The 22,268-nt window shown below is 42.2% G+C and carries 21 protein-coding genes; 8 read left to right on the forward strand and 13 right to left on the reverse strand.

Going from position 1 to position 22,268, the window contains the following annotated elements; translation table 11 throughout:
- Positions 1–510 precede the first annotated feature (510 nt).
- Together AAEY88_RS07815 and AAEY88_RS07820 are read left to right on the forward strand one after the other, a co-directional pair.
- Positions 511–954: a type II toxin-antitoxin system antitoxin SocA domain-containing protein gene (locus AAEY88_RS07815; RefSeq protein WP_350561159.1), complete on the forward strand. Its 444-nt coding sequence runs from the start codon at positions 511–513 to the stop codon at positions 952–954.
- A 10-nt stretch (positions 955–964) separates the two neighbouring features.
- On the forward strand, positions 965–2,092 hold the full coding sequence (locus tag AAEY88_RS07820; protein ID WP_350561563.1) for a RelA/SpoT domain-containing protein: 1,128 nt from the start codon (positions 965–967) through the stop codon (positions 2,090–2,092).
- A gap of 107 nt (positions 2,093–2,199) precedes the next feature.
- Here the strand turns inward: AAEY88_RS07820 and AAEY88_RS07825 are convergent, their stop codons facing one another.
- From AAEY88_RS07825 to AAEY88_RS07860, 8 genes are all read right to left on the reverse strand, one after another.
- Complete coding sequence (locus AAEY88_RS07825) at positions 2,200–2,391, reverse strand: hypothetical protein (RefSeq protein WP_350561161.1); 192 nt, start codon at positions 2,389–2,391, stop codon at positions 2,200–2,202.
- A gap of 25 nt (positions 2,392–2,416) precedes the next feature.
- Entirely contained in the window at positions 2,417–3,190 is a 774-nt protein-coding gene (locus tag AAEY88_RS07830; protein WP_350561163.1) for a type 1 glutamine amidotransferase, read from the reverse strand.
- Positions 3,191–3,327: 137 nt separating this feature from the next.
- Positions 3,328–4,221 carry an N-acetylmuramoyl-L-alanine amidase gene (locus AAEY88_RS07835; protein ID WP_350561165.1) on the reverse strand — a complete coding sequence of 298 codons (894 nt, stop codon included), beginning with the start codon at positions 4,219–4,221 and terminating at the stop codon, positions 3,328–3,330.
- A gap of 258 nt (positions 4,222–4,479) precedes the next feature.
- Complete coding sequence (locus AAEY88_RS07840) at positions 4,480–5,253, reverse strand: MOSC domain-containing protein (RefSeq protein WP_350561167.1); 774 nt, start codon at positions 5,251–5,253, stop codon at positions 4,480–4,482.
- A gap of 198 nt (positions 5,254–5,451) precedes the next feature.
- On the reverse strand, positions 5,452–5,865 hold the full coding sequence (rsfS, locus tag AAEY88_RS07845; protein WP_350561169.1) for a ribosome silencing factor: 414 nt from the start codon (positions 5,863–5,865) through the stop codon (positions 5,452–5,454).
- A 117-nt stretch (positions 5,866–5,982) separates the two neighbouring features.
- Entirely contained in the window at positions 5,983–6,858 is an 876-nt protein-coding gene (locus tag AAEY88_RS07850) for a nicotinate-nicotinamide nucleotide adenylyltransferase (RefSeq protein WP_350561171.1), read from the reverse strand.
- Positions 6,859–7,062: 204 nt separating this feature from the next.
- Positions 7,063–9,210 (reverse strand): phosphate acetyltransferase, encoded by a 2,148-nt coding sequence (gene pta / locus AAEY88_RS07855; protein WP_350561172.1) that lies wholly within the window; start codon positions 9,208–9,210, stop codon positions 7,063–7,065.
- Positions 9,211–9,425: 215 nt separating this feature from the next.
- A complete protein-coding gene (locus tag AAEY88_RS07860; protein ID WP_350561173.1) occupies positions 9,426–10,661 on the reverse strand; it encodes an acetate kinase in 1,236 nt (411 codons plus the stop codon).
- A gap of 706 nt (positions 10,662–11,367) precedes the next feature.
- Between AAEY88_RS07860 and AAEY88_RS07865 the strand changes: the two genes are divergently transcribed.
- The 4 genes from AAEY88_RS07865 to AAEY88_RS07880 all read left to right on the forward strand — a co-directional run bounded on the left by AAEY88_RS07865 (position 11,368) and on the right by AAEY88_RS07880 (position 15,618).
- Positions 11,368–11,736 carry an LPS translocon maturation chaperone LptM gene (locus AAEY88_RS07865; RefSeq protein ID WP_350561174.1) on the forward strand — a complete coding sequence of 123 codons (369 nt, stop codon included), beginning with the start codon at positions 11,368–11,370 and terminating at the stop codon, positions 11,734–11,736.
- Between the two features lie 198 nt (positions 11,737–11,934).
- A complete protein-coding gene (gene lysA, locus AAEY88_RS07870; RefSeq protein WP_350561175.1) occupies positions 11,935–13,311 on the forward strand; it encodes a diaminopimelate decarboxylase in 1,377 nt (458 codons plus the stop codon).
- 169 nt (positions 13,312–13,480) lie between these two features.
- Positions 13,481–14,368, forward strand: a complete 888-nt coding sequence (dapF, locus tag AAEY88_RS07875) for a diaminopimelate epimerase (protein ID WP_350561176.1) — start codon at positions 13,481–13,483, stop codon at positions 14,366–14,368.
- A gap of 227 nt (positions 14,369–14,595) precedes the next feature.
- The gene (locus AAEY88_RS07880; RefSeq protein ID WP_350561565.1) at positions 14,596–15,618 is read left to right on the forward strand and encodes a tyrosine recombinase XerC; all 1,023 of its coding nucleotides are present in this window, start codon (positions 14,596–14,598) and stop codon (positions 15,616–15,618) included.
- 27 nt (positions 15,619–15,645) lie between these two features.
- On the opposite strand, the gene AAEY88_RS07885 is transcribed toward AAEY88_RS07880, so the two are convergent.
- A complete protein-coding gene (locus AAEY88_RS07885) occupies positions 15,646–16,548 on the reverse strand; it encodes a nitrilase-related carbon-nitrogen hydrolase (protein WP_350561178.1) in 903 nt (300 codons plus the stop codon).
- Positions 16,549–16,829: 281 nt separating this feature from the next.
- Here AAEY88_RS07885 and rpoN point away from each other — a divergent pair, with 281 nt between their 5' ends.
- Complete coding sequence (gene rpoN, locus AAEY88_RS07890; RefSeq protein WP_350561180.1) at positions 16,830–18,467, forward strand: RNA polymerase factor sigma-54; 1,638 nt, start codon at positions 16,830–16,832, stop codon at positions 18,465–18,467.
- 320 nt (positions 18,468–18,787) lie between these two features.
- Positions 18,788–19,168, forward strand: a complete 381-nt coding sequence (gene hpf, locus AAEY88_RS07895; RefSeq protein WP_350561182.1) for a ribosome hibernation-promoting factor, HPF/YfiA family — start codon at positions 18,788–18,790, stop codon at positions 19,166–19,168.
- Between the two features lie 359 nt (positions 19,169–19,527).
- Here hpf and thiS read toward each other — a convergent pair whose 3' ends face one another.
- The 4 genes from thiS to AAEY88_RS07915 all read right to left on the reverse strand — a co-directional run bounded on the left by thiS (position 19,528) and on the right by AAEY88_RS07915 (position 21,987).
- Positions 19,528–19,728 (reverse strand): sulfur carrier protein ThiS, encoded by a 201-nt coding sequence (gene thiS / locus AAEY88_RS07900; protein ID WP_350561184.1) that lies wholly within the window; start codon positions 19,726–19,728, stop codon positions 19,528–19,530.
- Between the two features lie 98 nt (positions 19,729–19,826).
- On the reverse strand, positions 19,827–20,201 hold the full coding sequence (locus tag AAEY88_RS07905) for a DUF423 domain-containing protein (RefSeq protein ID WP_350561186.1): 375 nt from the start codon (positions 20,199–20,201) through the stop codon (positions 19,827–19,829).
- 205 nt (positions 20,202–20,406) lie between these two features.
- Positions 20,407–21,270 (reverse strand): RNA polymerase sigma factor RpoH, encoded by an 864-nt coding sequence (rpoH, locus tag AAEY88_RS07910; protein ID WP_350561567.1) that lies wholly within the window; start codon positions 21,268–21,270, stop codon positions 20,407–20,409.
- A 246-nt stretch (positions 21,271–21,516) separates the two neighbouring features.
- Positions 21,517–21,987: a sulfurtransferase TusA family protein gene (locus AAEY88_RS07915; protein ID WP_350561188.1), complete on the reverse strand. Its 471-nt coding sequence runs from the start codon at positions 21,985–21,987 to the stop codon at positions 21,517–21,519.
- Positions 21,988–22,268 lie beyond the last annotated feature (281 nt).

The following is a 22,268-nucleotide window of genomic DNA, read 5'->3' on the forward strand; positions in this document are numbered from 1 at the left end:
GGTGGGCTGAGAAGCTCACCTTTTTTGTGTTTGAACTTTGGGTGTTTTTAAAAGTAGCGGAGCTAATCCTGAGTAGCGTTAAAAAATTGCACTACAATTTTAGCTTTGTAAGTGGAGGTTTCCTGAAGGGAGTTTCATGCTAGGCCCATACTCAAGCTTCTGAAATAAAATATATATGCTATAGTAAGGTTAGTGGCGATATCATGCACTTACTAACAATAATACAATTTGTCTTATCAGAAAACATAATTTGCTAATTATTATTTCAGTTTACAGGATTCTATTCCATGCATTGTATCTGTTCGTCTATGAGGTCCTGTGATATAATAGTTAGCTTTTTTTGAAAACAGTAGAGAACTGATTGTTCTCTAAAATTGACATTACCGTACATTTCCCAAATGTGTTTTCTAGAAAAATAGCATATTTTAATTAGTATGTATTTCCACATTTGAGTTCCTCAATATCCCTTTTTTCATTAAAAACACCAGTAACTTACGTAAGGAGGTTATTATGAAATATTCAGCTATTGCTATTGCAAATGCTTTTATTGAACAATCTAATAATGGGAAAATTAATAACTTAACTCCAATGAAGTTACAAAAGTTAATGTTTTTTGCTCAATCATGGTACTTAAAATCAAACCATAGTGCTCTATTTGATGGATATTTTGAGCGATGGCAGTACGGCCCTGTTTTGCCCGAAATTTACCATGAGTTTAAAAGTTTTGGGGCTAAAAGTATTGATAAACTTGGCTCCAGTATGTGGAGTGAATACCAGACAGTAGATTCCAATGATTACCAAGTAATCGAATTTCTAGAGCAAATAATTAATGCTTATGGCGACTATAGTGGTACTCAACTGTCTTGGATGACACATCAGCCAGAAACTGCATGGTCAAAAGGAAAGGTGGGCACGCTCATCAACCTTCAAGAAATGAGTGAAGGTAAAGTGTGATAGTGTGACTATGGCATTAGATATAAAAACAACTTTTAAAAATATTGAAGAGAGTGACGTTAATCAAGAAACGCCACTCTCTTTTTCTATTTCTAATGGTGCCATCACAAAATCTGGCAATGTCATACGTTCTTATATGGAAGAACTAAAGTTAACTGGTAGAAAAACTATAAATGAAGAAGAGTTTAGAGAAGCACTACTTGTACTTAAACAGTACCGAGAAAACCATATTCCACATCTAAAAGTTTTTTCTTCTTTGTTAGAAAGTAAGTTAAACCGTTTGCAAATCTTTGAACAAAGTATTGTTTCTTCTCGTTCAAAAAGATTAGAGTCCATAGCTACTAAGTTAGTAAGACAGCCAACAATGAGACTGGCGCAAATGGATGATGTAGTCGGCATAAGAGTTACTTTACCTAATATAGAGGCTTTAAATCAGTTTTTAGATAACAATAGTAATTGCGAAATAATTAATGCTGACTGCGTTTTTGATGACTTTCACACTACAAATTATATTCTAGAACCGAAGTCTGATGGTTATAGGGGAATACATCAAATATTCAAATGCAAAACTGATGGAAACAATTACGTTAGACTAGAACTACAAATTCGGACTAAAATTCAGCATGAGTGGGCGACTGTCGTAGAGATACTTGGGTCTTTAAAGCATGTTTCATTTAAATCAGGTCAAGGAGATGAAAGTTATCTACATTTTCTTCTGTTATCAAGTGTTCTGTTTTCAATTGAAGAAGGCACTCCTACTGTTGCCATCTATGCAGAGTTAACTCCATCAGAAGTATGTGCTAGGTTAAATAAATTAGATAAAGAATTACAGATTATTGAAATGTTAAGGGGTATTAACTCCATACCTTCACCTAAGAAAAATATTGAAGCAAAGTATTATCTAATACAATTAGATTTATATACTCGTGAGACAGTAATTTTGCCATATAACGATGAACACGATGCTAATGAAGATTATGTGCGATTAGAGCAGACCTATCAAGGAAGTGATATGTTTGATGTTGTTCTCGTGTCTGTAGATGATGTTCATAACATTACAGAAGCCTATCCTAACTATTTTCTAGATAGTAATGATTTTATCAGTAGATATACTGGACTGTTAATGAAATATTCATAATTATGGTGAGTTACGTTTTGCTATCATTCTCTACAAGAATCTGACAAAATTAACCCATCCAACGTAACTTGATGCAGAACCCTCGTTTCGTGTATGTTTTTATACAATTATTCATCGTCTTGTAAACGCTCTCCACCTTCTTTCTGAGCTTCAGCAATCAATTCATGAATCTTAGCACTTTCAGCTAAAACACATGTTTCATATGCAGATTTTAGTTTAGGTTGCTGCTCGCTCTCCTGCTCTTGTTTGGCTTTTTCTTCTAAATACTTCTGAAGTTCGTCTTGTTGTGAATTACTCATAGTTGATTCCTCTTATAATTTAGTTTTAGTCACTCTTTGCTATGCGATTTAGCATAGCTGCTAATCTTGCGTTGTTGTCTTCGATATACTTATGTCCAGCTTCTATAATCTCATTAGCTGATTGTACGGTTTTGGGATAGTTGCTAAGTCCACTTTGTATAGCATTATGTCCATTTTCTACCATTTTGACGATACTTTCTTTGGTCACTTCAAAGTGACACTGCCAGCCCATAATCCAAGTGCCAAGCTCTTTATGTAGCGGTGTTTGATAGATAAATCCTTGATTGAACCATGCCTCCGAAGTGGCAATAGCGGTTGCCCCTTGTGGACAATCAAAACCATCACCATGCCAATGAAATACCGTAAAAGGTTGCTTGGGTAAATCTTGTAATAAAGGATGTGACTGACCTTCTTTCGTCAACCGAATGGGCAACCAACCGATCTCTTTTACGCTAGACGGCTGGATGGTAGCACCCAAACAATGCGCGATAAGTTGGGCACCCAAACAATGCGCGATAAGTTGGGCACCCAAACAAACGCCGATAACCGTTTTTCCATTATCAATACTTTGTTTAATCAACCGTTTTTCATTGACTAACCAAGGATATTTTTCATCGTCATGGACACTCATTGGCCCACCCATCACTATTAGCCAATCGAAACTGTCGTGCTCTGGCAAGGAATAGTCATCGTAAGAGCGACTGACGCTAATCATATGATGGTGGTTGTTTGCCCACTGTTTGATGAAACTAAGGTCTTCATAATCTGTATGGAATAGGGCATGGATGCGTAGCGTCATGGGATACCTTTAATTAGAAACTGCTTATGCTTAGAAACCGCTTATGATTAGAAATCGCTTATTAATAGCGTAGAGTGGTTTACGTCTTGTCTGCCTTCTCTACTAGAATTTGGCAAAACTAACTCATCCTACACAACTCAATAAAAATCATCGGTACCAGCATACTTCTTATTCAATGCCTTTAAAATAGCATAAGTTTCCAAATCCATAGTCGCGGTGAGATGCTGCGGGCTAAAATGCAGCTGAAACGCATAAATCACATCGTGACTGGCTTTATCCCATTCATCGCTATCATTGATTTGATAACCGTAATTTCTAAATTCTTGCTTCATTTCGGAAATCGTTGCTGCATCAAACTCTTCTTGATTCATAAAAAGCTTTTTATCCTGCTCGTCATACCAAGCGCCAATACCATATTGCTCATATAGTCGTTGCCAAGGGAACTTAGCACCAGGATCGATTTTTCGAGAGGGCGCCATATCGGAATGACCAATGATATTTTTTGGTGAGATGTCATATCGCACTGCCAAATCCTGTACCAGTTGGGCGACTTTCTTAATCTGACTCTCTTCAAATTCCACATAGTGCTCATAAGGATGGTAGTCTTGGACGCCTCGTTTAAGTGCCTTCCTATACTCTGGTTTAATACCGTTATTGACAATTTCTATGCCTATAGAAGTATCATTTAGGATGGTTCTACCTGCAAACCCGCCATCACCGGCATGCCAAGCGCGTTCACTTTCCGGTACCAAATTATAAATTTTATCGTCGTCTTCATTTAGAATAAGGTAATGGGAGCTTACGTTACCGACAGTCAATAGCTTAATTGAGCGTTCATTATCGCTGACGGTATAGTGCAAAATGATGGTTTTAATTCGCTCACTTTTACCAGTCGCTTGATAGGTTTGGCTATCAATAATGTAACGGGGCTCTGTGGTTGTTACGCAGCCAATCAGTGGTAACGTTAAGAATAATGTTAATACTGATGCCAGTGTTAATGTTGATGCAATTGAAGTGATATCTTTTGCCATGAAACGCTCAATATGGAAGGAGTATTATAAAAGAGATAGTATAAAATACTCTATTATCAGGAGGTGATATCATTGCCAATTAATAACGATTTATTCTTCTTAGTACTTCTTATAGTTAATACAAAATAAAATAGATACGCTCATAGTCGCGTGTGGCTGGTAAAAATTTTCTTGCTTGCTGTGCGACTTCGCCACTCCAGAGGCAGCAAAAATTTATCCAAGCCAAACTGTGCCTGTTTTAAAATGAATCAACTATATTTAACCTCTACCAACCTTCTTCTTAAGCACCGTCTTCCAACTGTCCTCTAAACACTCAATAGCTAACCAAGACTCAATAATATCAACCTCAAATTTCTCTTTTGAATTAGATAGTTGCCATAGCTTTTCTAACGTTGCGAACGGATAAGGGCGTGCTATCAAATATACGGGTAAATGAGCAGCAATCATCCCATCACGAACCACTTCAAAATACCAGCCAGCGATACCTTGCTTGGTAATCCACGATGCTATATTAGGCACTTTAGTAAATTGCCCAATTTGGTCATTAATTTTATAGCAAGGTCTGCGCGGTTGGACGACACGTAATTGAACGCTATCACTATCATTCACCTGTTCATCACCATGTGGCCCACCGTACTGAAAAATATCACCAATACAGACCGTGGTCTCGTCCATATGAGGTAAGCCATTAACAGGTTCGGTGATGAGGTTTTCACCCAAAGTACCAATACGAACTTTGAGATTAAACTCAGCATTAATCTGCTCATAAGTGGCAAGGGGCATCTGATGTACCGCTTTTAGCGGGCCGCCATGATGCTTGCGATCAGCTTGCTCATCAGTAGTCAATCCCATAAAATTGACCGCAACGGGCGCTTTGATCGGTGCTTTATCAATGGCACTCATTTGTTCCCGAGTGAACGGCATCGCCTTGCCTGCACGGACGTCAATTAAGTTCGCGATATGCAAAGGTAAGGCATGATTGAAGTCAGCTTTAACTTTTTGGGTGGGTAGTTTTATCGTTTCTGCGCTCATGGATTGTCCTATAGAGGGTAGCTCTGAAGAATAGCTTTGATAAAAAAGTTATTTAATTAATGACGTTATCTTAGCGCAAACATTGGTGTCTTTCAGCTTATTTACCCTATTTAAATGAATCGAAATCCAAGCATAAAAAAAGGCCAGATAATTAATCTGACCTTTTTAAGGTTTACATTGTAGTTTTAATGAATAGCCTTATTTATTTTTATTACGTCGACCGGCTGTTTTCTTTTCACGTGGGACTGCGACTAGCTCAGCTAACTGTTCAGGTGATGACCATAGACCTTCTAAGTCGTAGAACTCGCGCGCTTGAGGGGTCATCATATGAACGACGACTGCGCCCAAATCGATCAAAGTCCAGTCTGAATCAACGCCGCCTTCGCGCCCAAGTGGCATAAAGTCAGCTTGCTTAGCTTCAGCACCGACACTATCGGCAAGCGCCCGTACATGACGCTTGGAGGTACCGTCAGCGATGACCATGCGTTCCATTACGTCTGTTAAGTCTTCTACATTAAGAACGGTGATATTTTTCGCTTTCATATCTTCCAAAGCGGTCTTTACAATTGTTAAGCATTCTTCTAAGCGTTCGTCAGTCATGGTATTGGTCATAAATTTTGGTCTCTTGAATCGTAATTATTAAAAATAAAGTGATAAGTGGTCATTTTGTAGCGTCTAGCAAGTCATATATAGACCTGCTAAAGGCGAAATGACAAAGATAAAGCAATTTTAACGGAATTGAGCAGCAGAATATAGCTGATGGGCGATAATATATTGATAAACCGTAGGATTTATTAATTTAATCAGATTATTGGGTTTGGTGGTCAGGTTGGCGTCTGTCCGTACTGGCTCATATATGAGCTGACGTAACTGTTGACGTATATGCGTACTCGACACCGCGGTAACTTGGTGCGGATCTATATAAATGCGTCCTTGAGTATTGTTTTTCAAGGGTTTGCTAGATTCTAGTGTGATGTTCAACGACTGCGCTAAGTCTGTCGGTAGGTAAGTAATTTGCGTTTGTAACCTAGTCGGTAGCTCATGACATAAGGCAATGATATCTTGCGCAGAAAGATTTTTAATAGGACTGTTTTTATGAGTAAAAGCGCTTTGTTGGGCGGTATCATCATTATCAGACCGGCTAAAAATCCATAAATGCACATAATTGGTCAATTGTAGACCCTCTTTCCACTTCTCTAAACTACGAGCACTATCCATACCCATGATGAATATCAGACTGTCATCAGGGTAACACTGGCATAGAGTGCGCACACTATCGATGCTATACACCGGTGGCGTTTGCCATAGTTCGAGCTCGCTGATTTGTAGCGGCGTATCTTCAATCGCTAATTTTAGCATTGCCAGTCGGTGTTTAGGGTCCATACTTTGTTGTTTAAAAGGTGAGCGTGCATTGGGCAGTAAAGACACCTGTAGCGCACATCGTTGCTCAGCAGCGATAGGTGCAAGGCCATTATAAACGGCCATCGCCATTTGGATATGACCATTATGTACCGGATTAAACGACCCGCCAAGGTAGGCACGAATCGTAGGGGCAGTGGCTGTTTTAGAAGCGCGAATGTTGGTACTGAAGTGCGTATCTGGCATAGGTAAGATGGCTGAATAGAATGATTCAAGTAAAATGTTTATTCAGTACTATTGTAGAGGGTAGGCGCGCACTTGTCATTAGCATTGTCATCAACTTATGGTAGCTCATTAAACAACTAGCCATTAAAAAGCCGACCATCATAATGATATGAAGGTCGGCGAAGAAGACGATAAATTTCTAAGCTGAGTATTTAACTTATAATATTAAATCACATCACTATAAGCTTGGATTGCAGTCAAGGCAATGGTATAGATAATGTCATCGACCAATGCACCACGTGACAAATCGTTTACAGGTTTATTTAAGCCTTGGAGCATAGGACCAACACTGATAACGTTGGCACTACGTTGGACGGCTTTATAAGTGGTATTGCCGGTATTTAGATCTGGGAAGATAAACACGTTCGCTTGACCAGCAACGGGTGAATCGGGCGCTTTTTGTTTGCCGACGCTCATGACTGAGGCAGCGTCATATTGTAAGGGGCCATCAACCGCGAGTGTTGGCTCACGTTCGCGAACGATTTGAGTGGCACGAGTGACTTTTTCGACATCAGCGCCAGTACCTGATGAGCCAGTTGAATAGCTGATCATTGCAACTTTTGGCTCAATACCAAAAGCCGCCGCAGATTCAGCAGACTGGATGGCAATCTCAGCCAATTCTTCAGCAGTTGGGTCAGGGTTAATGGCGCAGTCACCATAAACCACCACTTGTTCAGGCAGCAGCATAAAGAAAATAGACGATACCAGTGAGTATTGCGGTGCAGTCTTAATCAACTGAAATGCGGGGCGTACAGTATTGGCAGTGGTGTGTATCGCGCCAGAAACCAGACCATCAACTTCGTCCATCTGCAGCATGATAGTGCCTAAGAAGACGGTGTCTTTAAGCTGTTCAGCGGCGACAGTTTCAGTGGTTTTGCCTTTACGGCGCTCAACGACGGCAGCAATATATTTGCTCATATCGAGAGTATCAGGATCAATAATCTCCAAACCTTCAGGTAAGATTAAGTTACGGTTTTTGGCCACTTGCTCGACATCAGCACGTTTAGCTAACAGAACACAGTTAGCGATACCACGGCTTTGGCAGATACAGGCAGCTTCTACCGTGCGCGGCTCAGAACCTTCTGGCAATACCACGCGCTTTTTGGCAGCTTGGGCTTTTTTGACCACTTGATGGCGGAATGCGGCCGGTGATAAGCGCGGCTTATGGTCATTGCTAAAGTATTCTTTGATCCAGCTCAAATCTAAGTGCGCAGCCACATAACGAGTCACTTCTTGGGCGCGCTCAATATCATCGCTTGGAATCTCAGAACTCATGTGCATCAGGCTCTGTACGGTCTCAAAGCTATCAGTTTCAACGCTCATGACCGGAATACCAGTCTTGAGAGCAGACTGCCATAACTCAGCGACAGTGGCATTAGGCGCGACACCGCCTGTTAATACCAGACCTGCCAGTGGTACGCCATTGATACAAGCCAAGGCAGCAGCTAACAATAGCTCATCACGATCACCAGGAACAACAATGAGCGTACCGCGTTTGAATACTTCATCGACGCGCGCTACTGAACGGGCCGTTAGGCTGATGTGGTTAATACGACGGGACTTAGCTTCACCAACGTTTAACCATGTCGCGTCAAGCTCAGCGGCGATATCCCAAGTACGTGGCACTGATAATGAATCACTAAAAGGCACCACCCCGATTAAGCGAAATTGATCGGTATTGAAATGGGGTGACAGGCGCTGTACTTCTTGCATAAAGCCTTCGTCTAAGCTGACCACGGCTTCACCTGGGGCAACCGGCTGATTCTCAAAAGTGTTCGGCACATCATGCACGCGCATTAATATGCAGCCTAAAGTGCGATCATTTACCAGACCACCAAACTCACGCGCATGGACATCAAGCTTATCAGCAAGATAGGCCGGATTACTGGTATCAACAGTGCTTACAAAGATAATTTTGGCATCTAACGCATGGGCGATGGCACGGTTGATTTGCGAGGCATAAGACGCTTCGGTCGTGGGTACCAAGCCTTCACAAATAATGACGTCTTGATCGCCACCGATAGAGTGATGGTTTTCGACCACTTCTTCCATTAAGTCATCAAGATTGCCATCACCTATCATACGTTCAACGCGCTGACGATTGATAGATTTAGGCGGCGTAAGACCAAAGGCGTGCATAGTCAAAGCGCTTGAGCTGTCTAAACTGTTTTGTTTGTCTAAAGTATCATCTTGCAAAAAAGGCTTCATAAACCCGGCTTTAACGCCGTTATAATCAAGCGCACGAATCAAGCCAAGTGCGGCTGAGGTCACGCCGATACCGCGACTAATGGGAACAAGTAAAATGGTTTGCATAGCGTATCCTACTATTTATTATATCCTTGAGGGGTATTGCTGATTGGCTATTGTTACTTTTAATACTGGAGTTTTAACCCTGTAATTTATGACGGTGGGTTAATGCTTGGTACATACTGGCGCTAATAATTAACACCAGTAATTAGCAAGGTTAAATGACACGCGCTGGTTTAAATAATTCTACGATACCGTATCATAAACACATTTACAGACGCTTAGTTTAAACTTAATGCTTGACGAGTCTCTTGAGCAATTCGGCACTCTTCATCCGTTGGTATAACCCAGAGCTCAATACTGCTGTCTGCTGTCTGGAAATTGCCTTCTGCACCGCCGACCAGAGTCGCGTTTTTGTCGGCATCAAACTTGATACCAAAGTGACGCATCACATCTAAAATACGCGCGCGGGTAGTGGCTGAGTTCTCACCGATACCACCGGTAAAGACAATGCCGGTGAATTCAGGTAACGCACAGCTTAGACTGGCTAAGTATTTACCCGCACGGTAGCAGAACATCTCAATGGCAAGCTGCGCATCTTCATGGCCTTCATTAGCCGCTTGTTCAATCGTACGTAAATCGTTTGATAGGCCTGAAATACCCAGTAAACCACTGTCATTATTCAGCATGTCATTAACTTCTTCTAGGCTCATGCCCATCTTACGCTTTAGATGAATGTGGAGGCCAGGATCAACGTCACCACTACGAGTGCCCATCATTAAGCCTTCAAGTGGGGTGAGTCCCATACTGGTATCCAAGCTTTTGCCATCATAAACGGCAGCTGCAGAACAGCCATTACCTAGATGCGCGGTCAACCAGCCATGGGGACCTTTGGCCTCAGTAATTAAGCTGGCACGTTCTGAAACATAGGCATGCGAGGTACCGTGGAAGCCATAGCGACGGATTTTTTCTTCTTCATATAGGGCTTTTGGAATCGGATAACGGTAGGCAACTGGCGGCATAGTTTGGTGGAATGCGGTGTCAAAGACAACGACTTGGGGGATATCAGGATAGATGGCTTGAACCGCCTCGATACCTAAAGCGTTAGCAGGGTTATGTAGTGGCGCTAAAATCTTTAAGCGTTTAACTTCTTCTAACACGTGCTCGTTAACGCGGACGGCTTCTGAGTATTCACGGCCACCATGTACTGCGCGATGACCAACAGCGACAAAGTGATATTGTTCAAGTAAGGCAAGGATTTTTTGTAGTGCCAACTCGTGACGACCACCTGGAATGGTAATTTCAAGCTTTTCGCCATTCAAAGTAGTGTGTTTAATACGAGCGGTATCTAGGCCTAAGTTTTCAGCGAGCCCTGTGATACGAGTAGATTCGTCTTCACTGATCAGCGCGTATTTGATTGAAGAAGAACCGCAGTTAAGTACCAAAGTAGGATTAATCAGTTTTGATTTACCAGTAGTGTGGTCGCTAAAGGTGGGGGTGCTTACGCTGTCGCTCATGCTCTATCCTTAGATGATGGGTAAATAAGTGGTGAATCATAACGGATTAACACCAATTGAACAAACAAAAATCAGCTATATTATCTCTATGATAACCAGCTTTTGCTGCATAAAAGCACAGCTAAAAATACGGTATTATTGATAACAGTTATCAATGCTAATTACTGATTCAAGGTACTCGATAGCCGCATTTATTAGGGTATGCATGCTAGCAATCCATAGCTGTCGCTAGGTCTAGGTATAATGTAACATATTTTGGCTGTTATACCATGATAACCATAAGGTTTAAGGTTGACAGTAGTCAAGCCCTTGCTATTGCTGCTTATCCAGTACCTTGCAGCTATAGGAGGGAAGCAGCCAAATTGTAAGAAAGTTTGTCAAACAGCTGTTAAAACCTTATATAAATCACAAATCAGGTGAGTCGATAGTAAGCTATGAAGGCAAAGTATTAATAAAAAGCCACGTAGAAATAACCATAAAAAATATCAGATTTAATATAATTGTCGCCTAAATAAAATCGAGATGCGCATAGCTTTACGGAATAATGCTATGATTAAACAATGACCGTTAACGGCAAATTTTGGTAAATTTTTAATGCCGATAAGCGGTGTGTTTGTAACTACAATTGACGGTTTGATGTAGTTTTTTATTGCTCTTTTTATGGCTTCTCTTATGGTTTTAGCCCCTTGCAAGGTTGTTTGTATTTATGCTTATTATCCCTCAGATCTTTAATGTTAGTGATGCCGATTCATCCGTGAAAGATGTCAAAAAAAGTATTATTTTGCTACCTCCTATTATCAATGCCAGTTACCGTATTATCGGCACGCTGATACTCGGCGTCGTTATGATTGGAGTGACAGGATGCGGACAAAAAGGCGCGTTGTACTTAACAGATACTGACAGCCAACTGGTTACTAGTGGCTCCGATACGTCAGCATCAGAAGTATTAGATAGCACCAGTCATCCGCAAGATGCTGCCTTTGCAGGTATCGATGATGATACCTCTCAAAAATCGCGCTACTCAGAACAAAAGCAAATGCCGCCCGCCGCCAGTGACGATCCTAACGATTATTAATGTCTCTTAGCCTTTCACATTCCTAAAGTGTCTGCTTCGACTCTGTTACTGAGTGGCTGAGAAAATTTACCTAGCTTCTGGAACAACCGTACAGTAAGCAAGTAAATTTTCACCGGTCATGATGCTTTTATCAAAATCGTCGTAAAATCGCCGTAAGACTTTATACCCTTCAACCTTGATTACATTAGAGATATTTATATGAATAATTCTAAGCCGCAAGCTTGCGTGACTAATCCTATAACCAGCCAATGCGTAACTACCCAAACGGAGCAAGGGTTGTATATCGATCCCGAAGCTTTAACCGCGCATCTACCGGCCTTGCAATACCGCAACCATGCGTTGTATATGGAGGCAGTGAGCATTAGTGAGCTGGTTGAATGCTACGATACGCCGTGCTATGTCTACTCAAAGCAGGCGATATTGGATGTATATCAATCCTATAGTGATAGCTTTGCCCTACTGAAGCACCAAATTTGCTATGCGGTCAAGGCCAACTCCAACCTTGCCGTTTTGGGCATACTTGCGCAGGCGGGTGCTGGGTTTGATATCGTGTCGCGCGGTGAGCTGATGCGCGTACTGGCAGCAGGCGGGCAGGCAAGCCGCGTGGTATTTTCAGGCGTTGGTAAAACTCGTGATGATATTGAGTATGCGCTAACTCAAGGTATCAGCTGCTTTAACGTTGAGTCTATTAGCGAGCTGACCTTAATCAATAACGCCGCGCAGCAGTTAGATAAGCGCGCGCCAATATCGCTACGAGTCAATCCTGACGTTGATGCCAATACCCATCCTTATATCTCAACCGGACTGAAAGACAATAAGTTTGGTATTGCTCATGAACAAGCGCTGGCGGTATATGAGCAAGCAGCGCAATTGTCACATATTGATATCATCGGTATTGATTGTCACATTGGCTCTCAGTTAACCGAAGTAAAGCCATTTGTTGCGGCTTTGGATAAAATAATTGAGCTTATTCATAGCTTACGTAATAAAGGAATTGAGCTGCGCCATATTGATTTAGGGGGTGGTTTGGGCGTGCGCTATATCGATGAGACCCCCGTCACCATTGACGAGTTTGCACAAGCCTTATTGCCAAAATTAACGGAGCTGGGCTTGACAGTATTTTTTGAGCCCGGTCGCAGCATGGTTGCTAATGCGGGGGTGTTACTGACCCGTGTTGATGTGCTAAAACCTACTGAGCATAAGAATTTCGCTATTGTTGATGCAGCGATGAACGATTTAATTCGTCCGGCTCTCTATCAAGCGGAAATGGCGGTGATTCCTAATGTATTGCCCAGTGACGGTATTAATAGTGATGGCATGCAGCCATGGGATATCGTCGGTGCCATTTGCGAAACCGGTGATTTTTTAGCAAAAGATCGCCTATTATCATTAGCGACGGGTGATATTTTAGCAATAACCGGTGCTGGTGCCTATGGCTTTACCATGAGTAGCAACTATAATTCACGTCCGCGTGCAGCCGAAGTGATGGTTGCTAATGACGGTCATCAGCTGATTGGTAAACGCGAAACGATTGAAGAATTATATGCGCACGAGAACTTATGGCAAGGTAAATAGTGACTGTCTACAATAGTGTAAAAATAACCCATTATTGTAATAACAATGGGTTTTTTATGACAAGATTTTTATCAAGGATAACGCCGTACCAGCGGCGTTGATAGTTATCATTGTGCCAGCCACCATGCTAATATAACGGACATATAAAAATAGGATAGGACACAAGGATATGCTAATAGAATTTACCAAAATGCATGGTCTGGGCAATGATTTTATGGTCATCGATCTGGTGACCCAGCGCTTGGATCTGACCAAGGAGTTGGTACAATTATTGGGTGATCGCCATCTAGGCATTGGCTTTGATCAATTGCTCGTGGTTGAGCCCCCAATGCGCCCTGATGTCGACTTTAGTTATCGTATTTTTAATACCGATGGTGGTGAGGTCGAGCAGTGTGGTAATGGTGCGCGCTGTTTTGCTCGTTTTGTCCAAGCGCGTAAGCTGTCATTTAAGCAGCGTTTGCGCGTTGAGACCGCTAGTGGCGTTATCTCTTTAACTACCGATCGTTACGGTTGGGTAGAAGTAGATATGGGTAAACCTAAGTTTGAGCCCAATGAGATTCCATTCACGCCAAAAGCCATTACCAAAATTCAAAACGCGTATCATTTAGATGTTGCTGGCACGCCCGTTCAACTATATGTGGCCAATATGGGCAACCCTCATGCGGTCATCAAAGTTGATGATGTGCTCGATGCTGATGTCGAAAAATTAGGCAAGGCTATCGAATCTCATCCAGCATTTCCCAATAAGGTGAACGTCGGCTTCATGCAAGTGATGAATCAGCGTCATATACGGTTGCGAGTCTACGAGCGCGGTGTCGGCGAGACCCAAGCCTGTGGTACTGGTGCTTGTGCTGCAGTAGCAGTCGGTATACGAGAGGGCTGGTTAGATGAAGGCGAAGATGTGCGCGCTCAGCTGTATGGCGGCAGCATGGTTGTCCGTTGGCAGCCCGGTTATTCGGTGATGATGACCGGCCCGACAGCTTTTGTGTATGAAGGGGTATTTAGTCCGGATGGTTTGATGGCGCAAGCGGGCATCAAGCCCAGTCCAGATAGCTAATGATTTGATACTGATTTGATATAGTTGGTCTACTATAAGAGAGGTACAGCGAGCATGGCTGTGGGAAATTTTCGAAGCCACTGGAGTGGCAAAGCCGCACAGCAAGCGAGAAAATTTTGCCAGTCTTGCGAGTTTAGCCGTTGCATCTATTTTATTCACTATAATAAGTGGCGAGTATTTACTGCTAGGTAGCTCTTATGTTTGCTCCCAATAAAGAGGCTGAATCAATGTCTCAATCAACGCCTAAATCTAAGCCACGAACTAAGCCTCAGGAGTCATGGATATCAGTAGAATCAGCGTTGGCAGTAGAGTCGGATGAAACACTGAGAGAACTGTTGTCACCCGTATATCGCTGGCTTCATATTTTGGCAGTACGCAACCATTCGGCGCATACTCTAACAGCTTATTTTGCTGGGGTTAATCAGCTGGCGCTATTTTTACGCGGTAAGCGGTTGACTTGGACACGCTGTGATAAACGTCAATTAGCGCAGCATATTAGTCAGCGTCTTGATGAGGATAAGCTTGCTCTTTCTAGCGTACAGCAAGAATTGTCAGCTATCCGCCATTTTTATGGTTGGCTGATTGAAGAACAGCTGGCGCGTATTAATCCGGCCACTGGCTATCAGCTTAAGCGTAGTCCTAGACCACTACCGTCAATTGCTGATATAGACTTGCTCACTCAACTGCTTGACCAACCCGCTCCTGATACCCCAGAACAGGCACGGTTATGGCTACGTGATAAGGCGATGTTTGAGCTACTGTATAGCAGTGGTCTACGTGTTGGCGAGCTGGTCGGGCTTGATATGGCAGATATAGATTTATCTGATTTGCGCGTACGAGTTACTGGTAAAGGTAATAAAACCCGTTTAGTGCCAGTAGGGACTAAAGCGGCAGTGGCCATCAATCGTTATTTGCCACATCGTAATTTATGGTTAGAGCAGCAGGATAGTGCCTTATTTATCAGTGAGAAATTAGGGACGCGATTATCAACGCGCGCCGTTCAGCAGCGCTTGAAAGTCGCGGCAACGCGGGCTGGCATTGTCCAAAACTTATATCCACATCTACTGCGCCATTGTTTTGCCTCGCATATGCTCTCAGGTAGCGGAGATCTACGCGCCGTGCAAGAGATGCTAGGACATAGCGATATCAGTACGACCCAGATTTATACTCATGTCGACTTTGCTAAGCTCACCCAAGTTTATGATCGCGCTCATCCACGCGCGACCTATACCCAGAATGATAAAAGCTAGATTTAAAGCCTAGAACTCAAATACGCCTTACGCCAATCGGTGACACTGAAAAATAGGCATTTTTTGCCGTCCTTGTTCTTGAGCTTGTTTGTCTAAGGTTGCCATTACCAGTGCATAATTTTTATCCGCTTTTTGACTCTTAAGCTCACTATCATCATAACTGTTGATATTACTATCCTCATAGCTATTAACAACAGCCCCATCAAAAGCGCTAATCGCTGTATGTCCCCAGGTCTGGCGAATATTACCGCTTTTGTAATGATGATCACCGCCTTGCGCTGCGCCAATGACCATACATTGACTGTCTAAGGCGCGTGCCTGTAATAATAATGACCAATGCGCTTGACCCGTCATATAAGTAAAAGCAGAGGGCGCGCTGAGTATATCAGCGCCCGCTTGACGCAAACGCTGAGCAAGCGCCGGAAAACGCAAATCAAAGCAGACCATCATCCCTAATTGGTAAATTGTATTGCTCGCCTCAATAGCAGCAGTCACCGTCTGTGTGCCTGCCTCAAAGGTTGCAGCTTCGTTATAGCTGCCTTGCTGATCAGCGACAGTGGCTGTAAACAAATGAATTTTATCGTAGCGCGCGACCAACTTACCATCCGGGGCAAACAGCTGACTGACTTGGCGTAAGCGGCCGTCAGGGACGATAACGCCATCGGGACGGTAAAGACAAGGTAGGGTACCCGCTAGCAAATAAACATTATGTACGCGCGCATAGTCTGCTAGGGTGGCAGATAAAACCTCAAAGCGTTCTGCGGTTGCAAATTGCTCACCCATGCTACAGCAATTCTCCGGCAGTACCACCAGCTTGGCCCCTTGCGCACAGGCGTCATTAATCGCAGCCTCAATAGAGGCAAGGTTAGCCTTAATATCTTGCTGACTATTCAGCTGTACGGCAGCAAGGGTAAGTTGATTATCGTTCATAGTGGTTTCTCAATTATAATTATGGGTTTTACTATTTTAATATCTAATTTGTTTAGCTAGTAGTAACTTGGGTTCTATAGTGTTCGGCAATGCGTAAATATTGAAGTATCCTTACAGCCGTTTATAACATATAAAATAATAGTCCCTGCACACAAGTTATAAATTATCATAGCAACAGTACTGCAAAAAATGCTATCGTCAAGATATTACAAAATTAAACCTGTAACTAAACTTTCATTATAATTGAAATATCATCAATACCGGAGTGCAATAAACTGTCCATGAGTATGTCGTTCGGATTGGCGACCACGCTAAGTACCTCACAAAAGCTCACCCCGCAAATGCAGCAAGCTATCAAATTGCTGCAGCTTTCTAGTCTCGAATTGGCGCAAGAGGTTCAGGCCAAATTAGACAGTAATCCACTGCTCGAACGAGTGGAAGATGATGAAGGTGATGAGAGGCATACTGATGAGATGACCGATGATTGGGCGGAGCCTTTAACGCTTGAGATGTGGAATAGTAATGCTGTAACTGGTTCAGCGACTGATGCCAATAAGAGCACCACAATCGAATACGACTCTGATACATTTAGCGATAGCCTAGATAAGTTAACGCAGAACAGTATCGATGACGGTGCTGTTGATCATAGTGATAATGACTATCAAAATACGACCAATGATAATGATTATAGCAATTTTGATATCGGTAACTATGGGTCTACTGCAGCTATAGGTTCAGATTATGATGAGCTAGACCGCTATCAAGGTAGTACCTGCGCCACCATTCAAGACCATGTGCGCTGGCAGCTTAACTTTAAGCATTTATCTGATAGCGATGTGATGATTGCCGATTATATGGTCGAGTCCATGGATGATATGGGGTTTATCCGAATCGATATTGATGAGTTACATCAAAGCTTTGATACGATGGCAAGTTTTTATCAATGGGACGCGCCGATTGAGCGTGCTCAGATGGAGACCGTGCTACGCATCATCCAATCTTGCGATCCGCTCGGTGTTGGGGCGCGTAATCTCAGCGAATGTCTTGCTATTCAACTTGCTAAGATTGACCCGTATACTGAACATCTCAAACATGCACAGGCTTTGTTGTCTGCAAGCGAACATTTAGTCAGTAACAATATCAGAGCCTTAACTGAAATCACCAAACTCGCACCTGAACACATTACCCCTGCGCTCAGTTTACTACGCACGTTAAACCCTGCACCAGGCTTATCCTTTCAGAGTAATCAGCCTGAGTATACTCAGCCACCTACCAGCTATGATATTCCTGACGTTTTAGTAACTCCCATACGGCACGCTATATCTGCTGAAGAAGAGGGCTGGCATGTGCGCCTTAATCCTGAAACCCTACCAAAACTGCGCGTCAATCAGGAGTATGCCCGCTTAGTTAAGCGCGGCGATGACAGTCCTGATAATCAGTATTTACGTGACAACCTCACCGATGCACGACTGTTTATCCGTAGTATTGAGGAGCGCAATCAAAATTTATTAAAAGTTGCTAGTAGTATCGTACGTTATCAACAAGAATTTCTGCGCTTCGGTGCGACGGCTATGCAGCCCCTTATTTTAAAGAATATTGCAGAAGAAGTTGATCTACATGAGTCCACCGTTTCGCGCTTGACCACCAGTAAAACTATCTTGACTCCGCAAGGACTATTTTCGCTTAAACACTTCTTTTCGTCACACGTGAGTAGTAACGATGGTGATATTTCATCAACGGCTATCAGCGCTATGATTAAACAGCTTATTGGTGCTGAGAATCCTAAAAAACCGCTTTCTGACAGCCGCATTCAAGCGCACTTACGAGACGATGGTATCGACATTGCTCGGCGCACCGTTGCTAAGTATCGCGAAGCGATGAATATTGGCTCTTCTACTCAGCGTAAACAGAAATATTAAACACTCTGCAGTAACTTTGACATACTCAAAATAATATATAAAAAACAAAAATTTCTGATTATATAGAATTATGTAAAGAACAAAAGATTTTTTTACATTTAATTACACTTTACTGGCTTGCTACTATTTCGTTTTCATGACAAATTAGAAGCACATCAATAGGAAAAACCAAACAGCTTATTTATTGAATCATTCGAGGCGGTAAAAGGACATAACAGCCAGTGATGACAAGCTAACGGTATTATTGATAAGGCAAGGTGATAAAGGCAGGAGTGCTGGTTCATCTGTTGTACATAAGTGATAAATACAAGGATAAGACTATGAATGTTTCTATCAGTGGTCACCATATTAGCGTTACTGATGCCATGGACACAGTCGTTCGCGACAAGCTTAGTAAAATTGAGAGTCACTTTGATCAAATACAAAGCATTCAAGTGATTCTGTCGCTAGATAATAGCGGCGCAAGTGATGGTGGCAAAAAGAGCAATAAAGCCGAAGCCATTATGCGAGTCTCGGGTCAAGAAATGTTCGTCCAAGCTTTTGATGATGATATGTATAAAGCCATTAATGAGATGGCAGACAAACTAGATAGACAAGTACGAAAATATAAAACTCGTCAAGAGCGCAAAAAGATTCGCGGTGCCGGGCGTGATGGACGCTACGAAGACAATGAAATTGCTGATACGGTTCCAGCTGTCTAGGGTTCTATCTCATCATAGTGAAAATAAATGAGAGTAAGAGAAGAAGTTATTAGAAAGAATGATGTTTTGCCCGGCTTGGTAGCGGTAATAGGTAATAACAATAATAATAATAAAATCTTTATTACCACGCTATCAAGCCGTTTATCTCAACTTACTTTATTTGATTTTAACTAATTATTATTTAAGGAGCCCTATATATTTTATATTCAATAATAAAAAGACCTCACGCATATAATGCATTGAGGTCTTTTTTATAGGGATAAGGTTTTGAAGATAAAATTACTATCAAAACAAAGGTTCTACTAAATAATAAAGATTCTATTAAAAAACAGTAAAGAGCAATATGAAAAATATCAAGATCAGCCGCCGCCAACCGCTTGTACAACCTCTATAGACATCCCATCGACGATAACTAATTTTCCAAGCTCGCTTTTAGGAATAAGGTCACCATCCACTTCGACAGCATAACGACCTTCACTCAGTCCCAACTCATTAACGACCAACTGAACGGTCTGATGAGTCGTCTGTAAGGTTTTTCCATTGACGCTAATGAGACTCATAATACTTACTCCCTAATTGTAGTAGCGATCCTTTAGTAATAATCTTTTATTAAAAACTCTTTATTAGAAGTTTTTGAATCAATTGATTATTCTGCTATTTAGCTGGTTGGATTACTTAATCGAAATGCTGTCACTGCTAACCATGCCCAGCCAGCAATCATTAACACCCCACCGATAGGCGTGATGGCGCCAAACCAACGTGGCGCACCAAGCGTCATGGCATATAAGCTACCCGCAAAAATGATAATTCCAATTTGTAGCAACCATGCGCTAGTTTGGGTCGCATAGTTAAGACGAATAAGCAATCCAACCATTAATAATCCAAGGGCATGAACAAATAAATATAGCGTCGCAGTATGCCACCATTCAAGCTCCTGAGCAGTGACCATACTTTTGATAGCATGAGCGCCAAATGCCCCTAAAGCAACTGCTATGGTAAGATTAATCGCTGCAATACCTATCCAGTTGACCATTATCCAACCTCTATAAATTATCAGCTGGTTACTAGCTGATTTACTCTAAAACGGATACCCAAGGTCTGTAGAAATTTTTATAGCCTACGCAGTAGCGCAGCCACAGCACCGTAAGCGAGAAAATTTCACCAACCTTGAAAGTTTATAAGTGGTATTTATTTTATTTATTATCAATTATGCGGCGTTTTGACCCTCTATCTGCTATTTATTGAATATCATCAGGCAAAATTACACTTTCAATAGTCATCGCATCACGGATTTTATCCATTGCATTTTTCTCAATCTGGCGTACCCGTTCTGCAGAGATAGAATATACCGCTGCCAGCTCGTGCAAGGTAGATTTTTGCTCAGTAAGCCAGCGCTGTTCGACGATATCGCGTGAGCGATCATCCAAGGTATCCATCGCTGCTATTAGAGCTGAGGAATTATTGTCTTCCCAGTCTGCTTCTTCTACCATTTCAGCAGGATCAAAACCATCCTCTAAGAATAGTTGCGGTGCATAACGTCCATCATCATCATCGCTCGATTGGGTCTCAAATGACGCATCATAAGAAGTCAGACGTGATTCCATCTCCAACACTTGTTTGCGGGTGACATTAAGGTCGTTAGCAATGGCATCAGCTTCTTCTAAAGTCAGCTGGTTATTGGTCTTTTTGAGGCTACGCAAATTAAAGAATAACTTACGATGGGCTTTAGTCGTCGCCACTTTAACAATCCGCCAGTTGCGAATCACAAACTCATGAATTTCAGCCTTAATCCAATGTACTGCAAATGATACTAAGCGCACACCTTTATTGGGGTCAAAGCGCTTAACGGCCTTCATCAAGCCTAGATTACCTTCTTGAATCAAGTCCGCTTGCGGTAAACCGTAGCCAGAATAGCTGCGGGCAATATGAATCACAAAACGCAAATGCGACATCACTAGCAAACGTGCGGCTTCAACGTCGCCTTCATCATAATAACGATGTGCAAGTTCCTGCTCTTGGGCCGGTGTTAAGATAGGAATTTGATGTACAGTATTAATATAGGCACCCAAATTCACCCCTGGTGCCGACAGATGCGTCGGCATGGCAGGCACTAAATCACGTGTACTGGTATCTTCGAGCGCACTGGCATCATAAGGTGGGCGCTGTGCTGCTGCCTTCAGCGCCGCTTCACGGGCTGGATTTTTTTCAGGAGCAGGACTGTCACTATTCTGCATTGTTGTCGTTGTCGCCGAGTCAGTAGCCATATTCTTGACCTTGATTAAAATTGAATAGGTAAGCAAGTTACAGATGAAGATTTTCGTTGTCTTGATTGTAAAGGATAGCGCTGCTTAGTTGCTATCGGTTTTGGTAATGATGAAGTGAAATATTGTATCGAACGTTTGGGTAGACAAGCTACCAATGGACGAGCCATTAGTGGTTTGATTAACCATTAATAACAAGTTATCAGTAGTAGCTATTTTCTGAGTTTGCTGACAAAAAGCGAGGATATCAGCTTGAGAGTTGGGGTCAGTTGCAACTACATATAGAGATTCACCAATTGCCACGTTACGTAGTGCCACTTTGGTTTTTAATAAGGGCATTGGGCAGGCAAGTCCGCGTCCATCCACCATATCTTTGATATGAATAGCAGATGGATTTTGCATATCATCACAGTGTCGCTGAATACCGTGAATACAATCGGTTGGTAACAAGCTCAATAATGAGGTAATCGTATAGTGCTCAGATTCAGGTAACGTTTGCCTCAAATATATTTGATATGGTGCATGCATAGTAAGGGGTGAATAGTTAGCAGCAGACATGGAGGTTACCCTTAGCATATTAACTTTTAATACTTGGTTTTGAATATTTAATTTTCACAATAGTGGTGTTATAGATTTTCTATTATAACAAATCAGCGCTTAGCAATTGCAGCTGTTTGTGGTTGTCAACGATATGGTTATTTAAGATAGTACAAATAATACAAATAAAGTCAGAAGCTTGGCATGGCAATGTTGCACAAAGGTGACACGCCGCCTAGATATTGGTAGTCAAGACCATGCTAAAATTGACCTCATGCGGACAAGCTCGTATAGTCGAAATT

This window comes from Psychrobacter sp. CAL346-MNA-CIBAN-0220, assembly GCF_040309805.1.
Lineage (GTDB): Bacteria > Pseudomonadota > Gammaproteobacteria > Pseudomonadales > Moraxellaceae > Psychrobacter.

Bases quoted from the DNA above. Each gene is read 5' to 3' on its own strand.
- AAEY88_RS07905 (WP_350561186.1), bottom strand. From the start codon at position 20,201: ATGGTCAACTGGATAGGTATTGCAGCGATTAATCTTACCATAGCAGTT.
- AAEY88_RS07835 (WP_350561165.1), bottom strand. From the start codon at position 4,221: ATGGCAAAAGATATCACTTCAATTGCATCAACATTAACACTGGCATCA.
- AAEY88_RS07820 (WP_350561563.1), top strand. From the start codon at position 965: ATGGCATTAGATATAAAAACAACTTTTAAAAATATTGAAGAGAGTGAC.
- AAEY88_RS07885 (WP_350561178.1), bottom strand. From the start codon at position 16,548: ATGAACGATAATCAACTTACCCTTGCTGCCGTACAGCTGAATAGTCAG.
- hpf (WP_350561182.1), top strand. From the start codon at position 18,788: ATGAATGTTTCTATCAGTGGTCACCATATTAGCGTTACTGATGCCATG.
- AAEY88_RS07815 (WP_350561159.1), top strand. From the start codon at position 511: ATGAAATATTCAGCTATTGCTATTGCAAATGCTTTTATTGAACAATCT.
- AAEY88_RS07850 (WP_350561171.1), bottom strand. From the start codon at position 6,858: ATGCCAGATACGCACTTCAGTACCAACATTCGCGCTTCTAAAACAGCC.
- pta (WP_350561172.1), bottom strand. From the start codon at position 9,210: ATGCAAACCATTTTACTTGTTCCCATTAGTCGCGGTATCGGCGTGACC.
- rpoN (WP_350561180.1), top strand. From the start codon at position 16,830: ATGAGTATGTCGTTCGGATTGGCGACCACGCTAAGTACCTCACAAAAG.
- rsfS (WP_350561169.1), bottom strand. From the start codon at position 5,865: ATGACCAATACCATGACTGACGAACGCTTAGAAGAATGCTTAACAATT.
- AAEY88_RS07865 (WP_350561174.1), top strand. From the start codon at position 11,368: ATGCTTATTATCCCTCAGATCTTTAATGTTAGTGATGCCGATTCATCC.
- dapF (WP_350561176.1), top strand. From the start codon at position 13,481: ATGCTAATAGAATTTACCAAAATGCATGGTCTGGGCAATGATTTTATG.
- thiS (WP_350561184.1), bottom strand. From the start codon at position 19,728: ATGAGTCTCATTAGCGTCAATGGAAAAACCTTACAGACGACTCATCAG.
- AAEY88_RS07840 (WP_350561167.1), bottom strand. From the start codon at position 5,253: ATGAGCGCAGAAACGATAAAACTACCCACCCAAAAAGTTAAAGCTGAC.
- AAEY88_RS07915 (WP_350561188.1), bottom strand. From the start codon at position 21,987: ATGTCTGCTGCTAACTATTCACCCCTTACTATGCATGCACCATATCAA.
- lysA (WP_350561175.1), top strand. From the start codon at position 11,935: ATGAATAATTCTAAGCCGCAAGCTTGCGTGACTAATCCTATAACCAGC.
- AAEY88_RS07880 (WP_350561565.1), top strand. From the start codon at position 14,596: ATGTCTCAATCAACGCCTAAATCTAAGCCACGAACTAAGCCTCAGGAG.
- rpoH (WP_350561567.1), bottom strand. From the start codon at position 21,270: ATGCCGACGCATCTGTCGGCACCAGGGGTGAATTTGGGTGCCTATATT.
- AAEY88_RS07825 (WP_350561161.1), bottom strand. From the start codon at position 2,391: ATGAGTAATTCACAACAAGACGAACTTCAGAAGTATTTAGAAGAAAAA.
- AAEY88_RS07830 (WP_350561163.1), bottom strand. From the start codon at position 3,190: ATGACGCTACGCATCCATGCCCTATTCCATACAGATTATGAAGACCTT.
- AAEY88_RS07860 (WP_350561173.1), bottom strand. From the start codon at position 10,661: ATGAGCGACAGCGTAAGCACCCCCACCTTTAGCGACCACACTACTGGT.